Origin of the sequence: Kitasatospora sp. GAS204B, assembly GCF_029892155.1 — a bacterium.
Classification (GTDB): domain Bacteria; phylum Actinomycetota; class Actinomycetes; order Streptomycetales; family Streptomycetaceae; genus Kitasatospora.
This window is the reverse complement of record NZ_JARZAG010000011.1, coordinates 71,132-84,588: the sequence shown is the minus strand read 5'-3', so window position 1 is coordinate 84,588 and position 13,457 is coordinate 71,132. Positions and strand designations below refer to the sequence as shown.

The window sequence follows — 13,457 nt, the reverse complement described above, 5'->3', positions numbered from 1 at the left end:
AAGCCGACCCGAAGGACCGCTCATGAACAGCTCCGTCGCCGACCTGATGCGCCGCAACCTTCTCGACGTCTTCAACGAACCGGATCCCGAGCGCCGCAACGCGGCCATCGCGCAGACCTACGCCCAGGACGTCGTGTGGCACGAACCCGACCGCGTGATCCGAGGCCGCGAGGCGCTCGCCCAGCGCGCCACGGAGCTGCGTGCGCAGAGCCCGGACTGGGTCTTCCGGCCCGACGGCCCCGTCTCCGTCAACGACGACCTCGGCCACCTCGGCTTCCAGTTCGGCCCTGCCGGTCAACCGCCCGTCGCGACCGGAATGGACATCGCCCACTGCAAGGACGGCGTCATCGTAGAGCTCTACACCTTCGTCAGCGGGAGCAGCCAACCGTCCTAGCGCGACGGGCCCGAACGCTTCGCGCCCAGCACGCGGGCGCACGAGTCGCATCGCACGAGGTTCACCGGCCAGGCCCCTGCGCCGCGTTCCGGCCCGGTTCTTCGGCCTGTTCATGAGCGTCAACCCCGTGCTGGCCGCCCTGGCCGGTCTCGTCGTCCTCGGTCAAGAGCTGGGAACGCCCGTCGCGGCCGGCGCGTCGGATCAGTCTCGGCCGATCGGTCGGTGGGGGTCGACCTGGGCGATGAGCAGGGCGACGTCATCGTGGCCGTCCGGGTCCCGCAGTGCGGACAGGAGCCGGTCACAGGTCGCCTCCAGCGGGAGCCGGGGCTCGGCGAGCAGATCGAGGAGGGTGCGCAGGCGGCTGTCGATGGGTTGGTCGCGGGTCTCGACCAACCCGTCGGTGTACAGCACCAGCCGGTCTCCGGGCCCGAGTTCGCGGCTGGTGGCCTCGAAGGGGACGCCGCCGACGCCGAGCGGCGCGCCGGTCGGCAGGTCCAGCAGTGCGGGTGCGCGGTCGGAGCGGATCAGGACGGGCGGCAGGTGGCCCGCCATCGCGATGCGGCACTGTGCGCGGTGCGGGTCGAAGACGGCGTAGACGCAGGTGGCGATGGTCTCCTCCAGACCCTGGGTGATGCGGTCCAGGTGGTGCAGGACCTGGGCGGGATCGAGGTCGAGCCCGGCCAGGGTGCGGGTGGCGGTGCGCAGTTGCCCCATGGTGGCGGCGGCGTTGATGCCGCTGCCCATGACGTCGCCGACGACCAGGGCGGTCTTGTCGCCGGACACCGGGATGGCGTCGAACCAGTCGCCGCCGACCTCGCCGGCAGCCGCCGCGGGTTGGTACCGGTAGGCGACCTCGAGGCCGATGGGCTGGGGCGGCTGGTGCGGGAGGAGGTGCCGCTGGAGGGTCAGGGCGGCGTGGCGTTGGCTCTGGTACCAGCGGGCGTTGTCGATGCAGACGGCGGCGCGGGCGGCCAGTTCGCCGGCCAGGATGACGTCGTCGTCGTTGAACGGCAACGGGTGGCGGGTGCGTTTGAGGTCGAGAGCACCGAGGACTTCGCCGCGGGCGATCAGCGGCACGGCAAGGTAGGAGTGCAGGCCGGCCTGGGCCAGCAGGGTGGCGGCCTGGTCGTCGCGGGCGATGCGCGGCAGGTCCCGAGCCTCGACGTGCGCCACCAGGACCGGGCGCCCGGTGGTCACGCAGCGGGTGACCAGCCGGTCGGCATCGTACTTGGCGATCTCGCCGGTGGGGTCGGCGGCCCGAACGGCCTCGGTGGCGTGGGCCGCCGCCACCGCGAGGGCCCGGAACGTCGCGGGCGCCGCGCCGCCGGACACCGTGCCGATCGGGCGGCCGTTCAGGACCGAGTCGAGGACGTCCACCGCCGCGACGTCGGCGAAGTCGGGAACGACGAAGTCGGCGAGCTCTCGGGCGGTCCGGTCGAGGTCGAGCGTGGTGCCGATCCGCACCGAGGCACGGGCGATGAGGGCCAGCCGCCGCCGGGCTTCGGCCGCCTCGGTGGCCGCGCGGTGCTGCTCGGTGACGTCCACCACGGAGGTCGCCAGCCCGAGCACCCGCCCGGCCGGGTCCTCCAGCCGGAAGTACGACGCTCGCCAGGCGTGCTCGACGTCCGGATCCGCCCGCGTGCGGCCGACGGTGAACTCGTCCACCAGCGATGTCCCGCTGGTGAGGACCTGGTGCATCGCGGACTCGATGGACTCGACGTCCAGGAACGGCAGTGCCTCATGAACGGTGCGCCCGAGGTGCTCGCCGGCGGAAAGGCCGTTGATGCGCTCGAGCGCCGGGTTGACCAGCACATACCGCAGGTCGGTACCCAGCACCGCTAGCCCGATCGGGGACTGGGCCACCAGGCGCGCCGACAGTGCCAGGTCCCGCTCGACGCCGCGCAGCGTGGCCTCGTCGGCGGCGATCCCGAGTGCGTACAGACCGCCTTGCCGATCCTGCAGCCGCATGTTGCGGAACTCCATCGGCCGGATGCTGCCGTCCTTGTGCCGCACGGGAAAGACTCCCGCCCAGCTTCCGCTGCCCTCCATGACCTCGACGAACAGCTCCAGGACCGCGCCGACGTGCTCCTCGGCCACCAGGACCTCGGCCGCGTGCCGACCCAGCACCTCCTCGGCGCTCCAGCCGAACAGCTCGTGGGCCTGCGGGCTCCAGAGCACGATCCGTCCGTCCGCGTCCAGCACCGCGGCCGCCAGGCTCAGCACGTCCAGCAGGCCGCCCGCCTCGGACGGGACGACCCCGGCCGGGCCGCGCCGGGCCTCGGACGCATCTCCTGTGCGCATTGCCGGCCCTCCTTCCGCCCACCCGGTGAGCAGCTGCCGCGTCCCGGCCCGGCAGCCGAGCGGCACGCCCGGTCGCCTCGGTGTCCTCCATCGTCTCTCCGCCGGCCGCAACCGGCCCACGGGATAGCTCATCATCGACGACCTGCGGTCCTGACGGAAGGTGTACGCGCAGGACGGCGAGCCGAGTCCCGCACCGGAGGGCGGGGACGGGTCCGGGCCCCCTTCGGCGGTGGGCACCGGACGGCGAAGGACCGCCCAATGAGACGGTGCGCCATAGATATTGAGATGGCTTCAACAAAATGTGACACTACGGTGCCTGGCAGGCAGCGCCTGACACCGTCCGGTTCCGGTGGTCCCTGCCCGCCGCCCGATCGCCGATGTCGTCGCCGGGCAGAACCGCCGCTCCGTCACCGGTACTCGGGAAGGGAACCGATCCCATGTCGGCACGCACCATCGAAAGCACCTCGGTGGAATCCGTCTACGCGGAGATCCTCCGGCGCAATCCCGGTGAATCCGAGTTCCATCAGGCCGCTCGCGAGGTACTGGACAGCCTCGCGCCAGTGCTCGCGGCCCGCCCGGAGTACGCCCGGGCCAAGCTGATCGAGCGGATCGCCGAGCCGGAGCGGCAGGTCATGTTCCGGGTGCCGTGGCTGGACGACGCGGGCGTCGTCCACGTCAACCGCGGCTTCCGGGTGGAGTTCAACAGCGCGCTCGGCCCGTACAAGGGCGGTCTGCGCTTCCACCCGTCGGTGAACCTCGGCATCGTGAAGTTCCTCGGCTTCGAGCAGATCTTCAAGAACGCCCTGACCGGTCTGAACATCGGCGGCGGCAAGGGCGGCAGCGACTTCGACCCGCGCGGCCGCAGCGACAACGAAGTGATGCGCTTCTGCCAGTCGTTCATGACCGAGCTCTACCGGCACCTGGGCGAGCACACCGACGTGCCGGCCGGTGACATCGGCGTCGGCGGCCGCGAGATCGGCTTCCTGTTCGGCCAGTACCGCCGGATCACCAACCGCTGGGAAGCCGGCGTGCTGACCGGCAAGGGCCTGGACTGGGGCGGCTCGCAGGCCCGGACGGAGGCCACCGGGTACGGCAACGTGCTGTTCACCGCCGAGATGCTGAAGAAGCGCGGCGAGGACCTGGACGGCCAGACGGTCGTGGTCTCCGGTTCCGGCAACGTCGCGATCTACTCGATCGAGAAGGCCCAGGCGCTCGGTGCGAACGTGATCACGGCGTCCGACTCGCAGGGCTACGTCGTGGACGACAAGGGCATGGACGTCGCCCTGCTGAAGCAGATCAAGGAGGTCGAGCGCGGCCGGGTCAGCGACTACGCCGAGCGCCGCGGCGGCTCCGCCCGTTACGTCGCCGGCGGGAGCGTGTGGGACGTCGCCGCCGACGTCGCCCTGCCCTCCGCCACCCAGAACGAGCTGGACGCCGAGGCCGCGGCCACCCTGGTGCGCAACGGCGTCAAGGCCGTCTCGGAGGGGGCGAACATGCCCACCACCCCCGAGGCCGTGCGCATCCTCCAGGAGGCCGGCGTCGCGTTCGGCCCGGGCAAGGCCGCCAACGCGGGCGGCGTCGCCACCAGCGGCCTGGAGATGGCGCAGAACGCCGGCCGCGACGTCTGGTCGTTCGCCCAGGTCGAGGACCGCCTCGCAGGCATCATGCGCGACATCCACGACACCTGCTTCGAGACCGCCGCCCGCTACGGCGCCCCCGGCGACTACGTCACCGGCGCCAACATCGCCGGCTTCGAACGGGTCGCGGACGCGATGCTCGCCCAGGGCCTGATCTGACGCTTCAGCCGCTCCGCTCGACCGGCGCCGCACCGCCTCGATGGTGCGGCGCCGTCGTGCCGCACCGGGCAACTCCCCTCTCGTCCCTCCGATGCCTTACCCCGGCTGCCAAGGCCGCCGATCGCGGCCACGATCTGGGGGAGGCACGAGTGTGCCGAAACGCCAACCAGAGGTGGAACGACCATGAGGGTGCTGCTGACGGTCCAGATGGACACCGAGAAGGCGAACAAGGCGATCGCGGGCAAGACGCTGGCCAACACCATGAAGTCGGTCTTCGACCGGATCAAGCCGGAGGCCGCGTACTTCGGAGCGCTGGACGGGATGCGGACCGGATTCGTCGTCTTCGACCTGAAGGAGCCGTCCGACATCCCGAGCGTCGCCGAGCCGTTCTTTCAGGACCTCGGCGCCAAGATCACCTTGACGCCGGTGATGAACTTCGACGATGTCCAAGCAGGCTTGCCGAAGGCCTGACCGCACCGACGAATGGCCCGCACCCGGCACGGGGGGCGGGCCATCGCTCGTTGCCGGGCGCGGCCCGGCCGATAGCCGCGCCTATAGTGAGCGCCATGAGCGACCCGCGCCCCACCTCGGGCTTCCACGCGGCCAACGCCGACCCCTCGGCCACCGACCGGCTGGCCGCCGCGCTGGACGCCCAGGCCGCCAACCCCGGTGTGCGCCGGCTGCGCGAGTGGGCGCACTCGCGCCTCGCCGCGCGCCCCGGCGAGCGGGCGCTGGACGTCGGCTCCGGTACCGGCTCGGAGACCCGGGTACTCGCCGCGGCGGTCGCCCCGAACGGCGCCGCGATCGGCCTCGAACCCCACCCCGGCCTGCGCGCCCTCGCCGAGCGGCGCGCCGCCGACGCCGACAGCCCGGCCCGGTTCCTGGAAGGCGACGCGCTCGCGCTGCCGCTGCCCGACGCCGACCTCGACGTGGTCCGGTGCGAGCGCGTGCTGCAGCACCTCACCGATCCGGCGCGGGCCGTCGCCGAGATCGCCCGGGTCCTGCGCCCGGGCGGCCGGGTCGCGCTGCTCGACACCGACTGGGCCACCTTCGTCCTGCACCCGGCCGCCCCGGAGATCCGCCCCGCGCTGGCCTCCGTCACCCAGGCCACCGCCGCCACCCCGGACGCCGGACGCCGCCTGGCGAGCTGGCTGAGCGCAGCGGGCCTGACCGTCGACGACGTCGGGTCCGACGTCCTCCTGCACGACCCCCGCTCCGTCAGCTGGCCGATCGTCCGCGGGCTCGGCACGGCGGCCCTCGGGCAGAGCCTGATCACCGAGGAGCAGCGCGACCGGCTCTACGCCGACCTCACGGCCGCCGCCGAGCAGGGCGCTTTCCACCTGTCGGTGACGATGTTCGCCGTCGTCGCCCACCGGCCCGGCTGACCGGCCGGGCCGGCTGCGAGGGCGCCTCGGACCACCGCGCCCGGTGGCGCGGCGCTGCGCAGGCCTGTCTGCCTGATCCCCATCGTGCTGTCCCCTTTCCTGGCGAACCCGGTCGGGTGGGGACCGGGTTCGGGGTGCGGGCGACCGAGGCGGCGGCCGTGCGTCCTGCGGAGACGACGGCCGTGCTGTGGCCACCCGCGGGTGGTGCCTCAAGTGCGGTGTTCAAGTGTGGTGTTCAGGTGCCGTGTTGTCAGGCCCGGTGCCTCGGGCCCGACATGACGTGTGGTCCAGACCGAAGTGTCTGTAGCAAGATTTATACCCCCGCGCCGCAGCGGCGGACAGTTCCAGCGCGGGCCTGAAGAGGCCCGAAATATGCCCGCTTCCAAGGGGCATGAGAGCAGGTCAGCGGCCTCGCACCGCACTGCGGCCAGATCACGGTGCCCGAATACTCGCCCGCTGGCACCCGATTGGGCACAAGACCGCAGAAACGGTTGCCCGAACGCGGGTTCGGCCCTGGTCGGGCGCGCTGAGCGAACATGGTCACGGGGCTTGACCCGGGTGTCGGCCTCCGGCGACACTCGGACCCCGATGGTCTGGGTGGGCCGCATTCCCGTGCCGATGGTGATGAAGCGCCACCCGCCGCAGTTCGAGCCGGACACCGTCCCGCTGGACCAGGAGCGGCCGGGACCGACGATCGCGTCGGTCGCCGATGACCTCGGGGATCGACCCGGAGACACTGCGGAACTGGATCCGGGTGCGGCCGACAGAGCCACGCCCCGTGCCGGGGCGCCGACCGCCGCTGCGGGTGGCGGTCCCAGGACCGACGCTGCGCCCTTCCGGTCGCCCGCGACAGCGGCGCGCCTTCCGCCCTTGTCGCAAGCCCGATCGCGACACAGACTACGCAGAGCCGGACCTCGCCTCTTCGCGCGCCGGGCCGGTCAGGACTCTGCTTCCTCAGAGGGAGAGACCGTCATGGAGAACGGTTGCCTGAGTGTCGAGACGCTCGGACCGCTCCGCGCATATGCCGAAGGGCGCGAAATTCTCCTTGGGCCGCCGAAGCAGCGCGCGGTGTTCGCCGTTCTCGCGCTGCGGACCAACAGCGTGGTCTCGCGTGACGATCTGATCGACTACATCTGGGGCGAGGCACCGCCGGCCACCGCGGCCGGCAGCCTGCACACCTACGTGTCCGGTCTACGCCGGACCCTGGCCGGTCTGGGCGCGCCGCTGACCAGCTCGGGATCGGGCTACGCGCTCCAACTCGACCCCGGGCGGCTCGACATCAGAGTGGTCGAGCGGCTGGCGGCACGGGCTCGGACGAGCCGGGCTCAGCGGGACCCGGGCGCCGCGGTCGGGGCCTTCGACGCGGCGCTGGCGCACTGGCACCCCGGCTCGGTGCTCAGCGGGCTGCCGGGTCCGTTCGCGGCCGAGCACCGGACGTGGGTGGCGGATCTGCGGCTGCGCCTGCTGCTCGAGCGTGCCGAGCTGCTGCTGGAGCTCGAGCGACCGACCACGGTGGCCGACCAGTTGCGGGGCCACGTGCCGGACAATCCGTACCACGAGCGGTTGCGCGCCCTGCTGATGACAGCGCTGCGCCAGAGCGGCCGGACCGCCGACGCGCTCGCGCAGTACCACGAGCTGCGCAAGCTGCTCGCCGAGGACCTGGGGATCGACCCGTCGGCCGAACTGCAGTCCCTGTACTCGTCGATGCTGACCGACACCGCCGGGCCGCGCAGCGCCCCGACCGGGCCGGCGGCCGCCGCTCCGGTCCGGCCGGCACAACTGCCGCGCGGCGTCGGCGGCTTCGTGGGTCGCGTCGACTCGGTCCGGCAGGTGCTGGACGTGGCGCGCACCGCGCCCGCCGACGGCGGGGCCGGCGAGGCCGGGTGCCCGCAGATCGTGATGCTGGTCGGCGTGGCCGGGGTCGGCAAGACGGCGCTGGCGGTGCACTGCGGTCATCTGCTCGCCGCCGAGTACCCGGACGGCCAGTTGTACGTGAACCTTCGCGGCTTCGACCCCAAGCAGCCGGCGAGTTCCCCCGTGGACGCCCTGCACCACCTGCTCACCTCGCTGGACGCGGGGACGATCCCGGCGGACCAGGGAGAGCGGGTCGCGCTGTGGCGCAGCATCGTGCGCGACAAGCGCATGCTCATCGTGCTGGACAACGCCGCCTCCGCCGACCAGGTCGAGGACCTGCTGCCGGGTGGCGGTCCGTCCTTCACCGTCGTGACCAGCCGCAACCGGCTCAGCGGCCTCGCGGTCCGGTACTCGGCCCGCCGAGTGACGCTGTCCCCGTTCACCGCCGGGGAATCGTTGCGGCTGCTCTCCGACTCGATCGGGAGCGCTCGGGTCGACGCCGAGACGTCGGCGGCGCGGCGCCTCGCGGAGTTGTGCGACCACCTGCCGCTGGCGCTGCGGATCGCCTCGGAACAGGTGACCGCGGGCCCGCGGTCACGGATCGCCGACCTGATCGCCGACCTGGAGGACGTACGGCGCCGGCTCGACGCCCTGCAGATCCCGGACGACGAGCTGTACTCGGCGCGCGGCGTGCTCTCCTGGTCCTACGCCAGGCTCGACGCCGCGACAGCGCACGCGTTCCGCACGCTCGGGCTGTTCCCCGGAGTGAGCATCCGCGTGGAGGTGGCCGCCGCCCTGCTGAACGTCCCGCCGTCGGCGGCGACCGCGGCGTTGCGGAGCCTGGCCGCGCAGCATCTGGTGGAGACCACCGGCACCAGCTACCGGATGCATGACCTGACCCGGATCTACGCGGAGGAGGTGGCCCGCGGCGGCGAGACGAGCGCGTCACGTCGAGCGGCTCTGGAGCGGGTACTCCGTTGGTACGTAAGGATCCTGACGCGGTATCACCAGTCCACCCAGATCAAGCTCCCGTTCACCGTCGAAGCCGAGACCGAGACCGAAGCCGGGACCGGGACGGAGACCGACAGCGGCGCCCGCCACGAGCCGTTGCGCTTCGACGACCAGAAGGCGTTCGTGGCCTGGTGCGCACAGGAGTGGGAGAACATCGCCCCGCTGGTCCGCACCGCGCAGCGGATCGGCTGCCACGAACAGGCCTGGCAACTGGCCTACCTGCTCTTCGACTACTTCTACGCGACCGGGCAGGCCCGGGAATGGATGAGCACGCTGCAGATCGGGCTGCGCAGCGCCGAGATGACCGAGAACCGGCGCGCCCAGGCGGTCCTGCTCAACCACCTGGGCGTGGCCCACGCGCGGATGGGCCAGAACAGCACCGCGGTGCAGCGGCTCCAGCGTGGCCTGCGGTTGCTCGACGATCTCGGCGACGACGTGCTGCGCACCGGTCTGCTCGGCAATCTGGCCTCCGCGCTTCGGCAGGCCAAGGACTACGCGGCTGCCCTGCCCTACGCCAGGCAGGCACTGCGCCTGGCCCACCGCATCGGGTTGGCGTACTACTCGGCAGGTTGCCTGGACGTCCTGTGCGAACTGCACGCCGAACTCGGCGAGTTCGAGGAGGCGTTGCGGTGCGGGCGCCCCGGTCTCACGGCGGCCCGACGCTGCCGGAACGTGCTGCTGGAGGCCAACATCCTGATCAACCTGGGCGTGGCGGAACTCGGGCTGGACAACGCCGAGCGGGCGCAACGGCATTTCCAGGACGCGCTCTCGGTCTGCGAGTCCAGCGGCGACCGCTACCACGAGGCCGTGGCCCTGTTCGGGCTCGCCAAGGTGTACCGGACGGGATCGGCCCGGCAGGCGGCCCACGGCCTGGCGACCCGGGCGTTGCGGCTGCTGAAGGAACTCGAGGCCGAGGAGGTCGCCGACGTCATGGCCTTCCTCCGCACCCTGGCCGCCGACCTCAGACCGGCAGCAGCGGAGGATGCGGTACGCCGCGCCGGATGACACCGTCGCGCGGGTCGGCCTGCTGACGCTGGTCGACCTGGTGGCGCTGGTCGCCCTGCTGGCGCTGCCGGCGTTGGTGGCGCTGCCAGATCAGCACCGCCTCGACCCGGCTGCCCGCGCCCAGCGACCTGAAGATCCGGTTGATGTGGTTCTTCACGGTCTTCTCGCTGACGTTCAGCCGTGCGGCGATCTCGCTGTTGCGCGCGCCGCGGGAGACCAGGGCCATCACCTCGTGCTGACGCCGCGACAGGGCGACCACCGGACTGTCGGCGTCGGGGGCCGGCTCCGGCGCCGGGTGCGGCCGGCCCTGCGGGGCAGGAAGCTCGGCCCTGGGGCGGCCGCCGACCTCGACGACGCTCAGCCGGTACTCGGCGCAGAGCCGGCGAGCGGGCGAGGCACCGGCCGGGGCGCCGGCCCGGGCGGTGGGGGCGGCCACCCGCTCCAGCGCGGTCCCCACCGCGGACCGGTCCGTGCCGGCCGCGCCCACCGCACCGATCGCACCCATCGCCGGTCGGACGGTGACCTCGACGAAGGGCATGCTGACGATGTCCACGGCCAGGTTCTTGCTGGCGAACACCTGCCGGATCTGGGCCAGGATGTCCGGGCTGGTGATGGCGATCCGCACGCTGGTCGGACTGACCGGCGCGGACGTGGCGACGAGTGTCATACGCCCAGCGTGGCGGAGCCGGCTTCATACTTCCTTCAGACCCGGTTCAGAGGGAGTTCACGGCTCGGCACCCACGGCCGTAGAGCCCGCGCCCGACTCCCCGGCCGCCTGGGCCACTTCGGCCAGCTGGGCGAGCACCTCGTCCTCGGTGGGGACGTCGACGCGGTCCGCCCAGCGCAACGTCGACACGATCATGTCGAAGAGCAGCACGACGGCCTGCACCGGCGCGGCCTCGACGTCCCCGTCGGTCAGCACCGTGAAGGTCAGCAGTCCCCACACGCCGGGCGCGTCCGGATTGGACACGTAGTACGAGACCCGCCAGGACGGTGACTTGCGCCGGAGCCGGCCGCTGTCGATGACCGAGGCCACCCGCACCGCCGGGGCACCGCCGATCTCCAGGTAGGTGCCTTCAGAGCCGGCGTCGCTGAGGATCGAGGCCAGCAGCTGCTCCGGGTCCTCGCTCTCGTCCTCGCCTTCGAGGACGGTCACCAGCATCGATCCGGGCAGCCGGATGCCGCTGAACTCCTGCAGCGGCAGCAGGACCGAACGGGCGCTCTGCCGGGTGGCCTCGTCGGTCGCCTCGATGAGTTCCTTGCGCAGCATCCGGCGCCACGGACCGGCCTTGTCCCGTGGCAGCGAGTCGGGCAGGTGGTGCTGGATCACATCCTCGATGACCCGGCGGCGCAGCGTACTGGTGTCAGGCGTGGTGGGAATCTGTACCCAGCCGTCCGGGAGGACGAGTTCGAAGTCGATCATGCCGGCCCTCCCCCGGTGGCCGCGACCTCGGTGCCCGTGACTTCGGCGGCCGTGACTGCGGTGCCCGCGACGAATCCGAGCCGGGCCGGGCCCCCGTCGGTCGGAACGCATTCGTCGGCTATCTGGTGCATCAACTGCTCGACTCCGTTGCCGATCAAGGCCATCAGTCCCATCTCGAAGACGAGCGTGGTCAGCGTGACGTCGATGCCGACGCTCGGCGCGCCGCCGGTCGGTGGCACGTCGAGGCGGAGCGCGGCGTGGACGCGGGCGTAGGCGGCGCCCTCCTCGCTGCGGCACAGGGCGAACACCCGTAGCCCGTCACCGATCGAGGTGGTCACGTAGTCGACCACGGGCTCGCGCGCGTCGCCCTCCATGCCACGGGCGCCGACCAGGTGCATGAGGTAGTTGGGATCCCCCGTCACGGGCCCGGTGAACTCCACGACCACCGGGACCGGCGCCCACCTGGGCCGGCCGTTCACGAACGCCGCGCCCCAGGCCAGCCGGGTCCAGGCGGGCAGTCCCTCCGCGCGTTCCAGTAGCCAGCGGGCGGCATCACGCCCCAGCATCTCCGAGGTGAAGGGGAACTCCGCCCCGGCGTCGGCGGGCCAGGCCGCGCGCGCGGCGGCCAGGCCCTCGGACGTCCACTCCTCGAACAGAGCCGCCAGGCGCTCGATCCACGCCTCGTCCGCCGGCTCGCCCGGTCGCACGGTCGGCACCCACTCCCAGTGCCACGGCTGCCGCGTCAGTGCCAGCAGATCCTCGCTCATCGTCCCTCCCTCGCTCACGTGGCAGGCACCTGGCCCGGCGGGTTGACCGCGGGGATCCAGCCCATCAGGCGCCCGCCGGTGTAGATGAATCCGGCACCGATGCCGAACGCGCCGTTCAGGCCACCCCAGGCGAACCAGAGCGGCGAGATGTTGCCGAGGCCGCCCGCCTTCATGATGGCCGAGAGGTCGAGGGGGCCTTTCAGACCGGTGATGATGGCCGCGAAGTCCTTGCCGAACTTCGCCGGATCACTGAACAGGGTGGCCCACATGTCGCCGGCGCCCTTGAGTTGCTCCCAGGCCGAGGCCCAGAACCCGGTGTCCGGGGTGATGACACCGAGCTTGCCCAGCACCCAGTTGGTGGCCGGATTGTTGAACCAGTCCGACAGGTTCTTCCAGTCGGCGGCCGCGTTCGGGCCCGCCGGCTTGGGCGCCACCGGCTTGGGCAGCACCGGCTTGGGCAGGTTGTTCGGCCCGAACGGCCTGGAGTAGTTCGGTACCGGGCGGGGCTGGTTGCCCGGCCCGAACGGCCTGGAGAAGTTCGGGACGCCACCGCCGCCGCCTCCGCCGCCGGGTGGCCGCAGCGGCACCATCTCGATGTTGTTGCCACCCCCGGTCACGATCGGCTTGGGCACCTTACCGCCGAGGGCGGCGGCGGCCTTGGCGCCGGCGGACAGCCCCTTGCCGATCAGCGAGATGGCGGCGCCGGCGCCGGCCAGGCCCAGCCCGACCACCCCGAGGATGACGTCGACGACGCTGCCCTTGCCGTCGTGATAGAGCACGATGTTGGCGACCAGCGTGACCGCGCCGGCCACCACTCCGGCGATGACCAGCACGTCCACACCGGGGATGAGGATCGCGAGGGCGGCCAGGATCATGCCGATGATGGCGAAGATCTGGCTGATCTTGGCCATCACGGCGTCGAGCTTGTCCTTGTAGGAGTCGGTCAGCCCGTCGTCGTAGTTCTTGCAGTTGACCGCGTCACCGAAACGCTTGCCGGCCACATTGAGCGCGTCCAGCGCGTTGTTGAGCCGCGTCTTCGCCGCCGCCAGCTTCCCGTCCGCGTCGGACTGGGCCTTGCTCTTGTCGGTGGCCTTCTGCTGCTCCGCGGGAGTGGTGGTGCCGTCCGAGCTCTTCTGCGGATCCGGCATCCCGTTCGCCTTGGTCTGGGCGTTCTTGGCCGCTTCGGCGTCCGTCAGCGCACCGGCGGTCTCGCTGAGCCCCCGGTCCAGATCCGGCTCGTACTTGTTGATCTCGTTGGCGACGTCGTGGTAGCGCACGGCGGCCTTGCTGAGCCGGTCCTTGAGCGAACTCGCCCCGGACTTCAGCCCCGCGACGTACTGGCCGGCGAGGCTGTCGCTGTTGGCGTCGACGATCTGCCCGAGCTTGGCGGTCGTGTCGTCGATGGTCGAGGCGATCATGGCGTAGCGCTTCTGCGCCGCGACCACCACATCGGGGTCGGCGTGGACCGGGTCCGAGTGCAGGTCCAACGGCGCCCAGTCGAGGTTTCTGACGGACATTCAG

Annotated in this window: 10 protein-coding genes and 1 pseudogene; 6 read left to right on the top strand and 5 right to left on the bottom strand. The window is 71.9% G+C overall.

The window, feature by feature from the left end:
* Positions 1 to 22: 22 nt before the first annotated feature.
* Together P3T41_RS17050 and P3T41_RS17045 are read left to right on the top strand one after the other, a co-directional pair.
* A complete protein-coding gene (locus P3T41_RS17050; protein ID WP_280690719.1) occupies positions 23 to 394 on the top strand; it encodes a nuclear transport factor 2 family protein in 372 nt (123 codons plus the stop codon).
* 76 nt (positions 395 to 470) lie between these two features.
* Positions 471 to 566, top strand: a pseudogene (locus tag P3T41_RS17045) (EamA family transporter); the annotation flags it as partial.
* Positions 567 to 595: 29 nt separating this feature from the next.
* Here the strand turns inward: P3T41_RS17045 and P3T41_RS17040 are convergent.
* Positions 596 to 2,695, bottom strand: coding sequence for a SpoIIE family protein phosphatase (locus tag P3T41_RS17040; protein ID WP_280690718.1), 2,100 nt, complete (start codon positions 2,693 to 2,695; stop codon positions 596 to 598).
* Between the two features lie 437 nt (positions 2,696 to 3,132).
* Here P3T41_RS17040 and gdhA point away from each other — a divergent pair, with 437 nt between their 5' ends.
* The 4 genes from gdhA (at position 3,133) to P3T41_RS17020 (ending at position 9,746) form a co-directional block, all read left to right on the top strand.
* Complete coding sequence (gene gdhA, locus P3T41_RS17035; protein WP_280690717.1) at positions 3,133 to 4,491, top strand: NADP-specific glutamate dehydrogenase; 1,359 nt, start codon at positions 3,133 to 3,135, stop codon at positions 4,489 to 4,491.
* 183 nt (positions 4,492 to 4,674) lie between these two features.
* Entirely contained in the window at positions 4,675 to 4,962 is a 288-nt protein-coding gene (locus P3T41_RS17030; protein ID WP_280690716.1) for a DUF3303 family protein, read from the top strand.
* A 95-nt stretch (positions 4,963 to 5,057) separates the two neighbouring features.
* Positions 5,058 to 5,876, top strand: coding sequence for a methyltransferase domain-containing protein (locus P3T41_RS17025; RefSeq protein ID WP_280690715.1), 819 nt, complete (start codon positions 5,058 to 5,060; stop codon positions 5,874 to 5,876).
* 372 nt (positions 5,877 to 6,248) lie between these two features.
* Positions 6,249 to 9,746, top strand: a complete 3,498-nt coding sequence (locus P3T41_RS17020; protein WP_348533665.1) for a BTAD domain-containing putative transcriptional regulator — start codon at positions 6,249 to 6,251, stop codon at positions 9,744 to 9,746.
* Here P3T41_RS17020 and P3T41_RS17015 read toward each other — a convergent pair.
* The 4 genes from P3T41_RS17015 to P3T41_RS17000 are packed head-to-tail and all read right to left on the bottom strand — an operon-like array spanning position 9,703 to position 13,453.
* A complete protein-coding gene (locus tag P3T41_RS17015) occupies positions 9,703 to 10,413 on the bottom strand; it encodes a helix-turn-helix transcriptional regulator (RefSeq protein WP_280690713.1) in 711 nt (236 codons plus the stop codon). The genes P3T41_RS17020 and P3T41_RS17015 overlap by 44 nt on opposite strands.
* 57 nt (positions 10,414 to 10,470) lie before the next feature.
* Positions 10,471 to 11,169: a hypothetical protein gene (locus tag P3T41_RS17010; protein ID WP_280690712.1), complete on the bottom strand. Its 699-nt coding sequence runs from the start codon at positions 11,167 to 11,169 to the stop codon at positions 10,471 to 10,473.
* Positions 11,166 to 11,936 (bottom strand): hypothetical protein, encoded by a 771-nt coding sequence (locus tag P3T41_RS17005; RefSeq protein WP_280690711.1) that lies wholly within the window; start codon positions 11,934 to 11,936, stop codon positions 11,166 to 11,168. The genes P3T41_RS17010 and P3T41_RS17005 overlap by 4 nt, the downstream gene beginning before the upstream one ends.
* Before the next feature lie 14 nt (positions 11,937 to 11,950).
* A complete protein-coding gene (locus tag P3T41_RS17000) occupies positions 11,951 to 13,453 on the bottom strand; it encodes a hypothetical protein (RefSeq protein WP_280690710.1) in 1,503 nt (500 codons plus the stop codon).
* Positions 13,454 to 13,457 lie beyond the last annotated feature (4 nt).

What these genes read in the sequence shown, in the direction of transcription:
- P3T41_RS17010 (WP_280690712.1), bottom strand. Translation starts at nt 11,169, where the DNA reads ATGATCGACTTCGAACTCGTCCTCCCGGACGGCTGGGTACAGATTCCC.
- gdhA (WP_280690717.1), top strand. Translation starts at nt 3,133, where the DNA reads ATGTCGGCACGCACCATCGAAAGCACCTCGGTGGAATCCGTCTACGCG.
- P3T41_RS17005 (WP_280690711.1), bottom strand. Translation starts at nt 11,936, where the DNA reads ATGAGCGAGGATCTGCTGGCACTGACGCGGCAGCCGTGGCACTGGGAG.
- P3T41_RS17050 (WP_280690719.1), top strand. Translation starts at nt 23, where the DNA reads ATGAACAGCTCCGTCGCCGACCTGATGCGCCGCAACCTTCTCGACGTC.
- P3T41_RS17000 (WP_280690710.1), bottom strand. Translation starts at nt 13,453, where the DNA reads ATGTCCGTCAGAAACCTCGACTGGGCGCCGTTGGACCTGCACTCGGAC.
- P3T41_RS17040 (WP_280690718.1), bottom strand. Translation starts at nt 2,695, where the DNA reads ATGCGCACAGGAGATGCGTCCGAGGCCCGGCGCGGCCCGGCCGGGGTC.
- P3T41_RS17025 (WP_280690715.1), top strand. Translation starts at nt 5,058, where the DNA reads ATGAGCGACCCGCGCCCCACCTCGGGCTTCCACGCGGCCAACGCCGAC.
- P3T41_RS17030 (WP_280690716.1), top strand. Translation starts at nt 4,675, where the DNA reads ATGAGGGTGCTGCTGACGGTCCAGATGGACACCGAGAAGGCGAACAAG.
- P3T41_RS17015 (WP_280690713.1), bottom strand. Translation starts at nt 10,413, where the DNA reads ATGACACTCGTCGCCACGTCCGCGCCGGTCAGTCCGACCAGCGTGCGG.
- P3T41_RS17020 (WP_348533665.1), top strand. Translation starts at nt 6,249, where the DNA reads ATGCCCGCTTCCAAGGGGCATGAGAGCAGGTCAGCGGCCTCGCACCGC.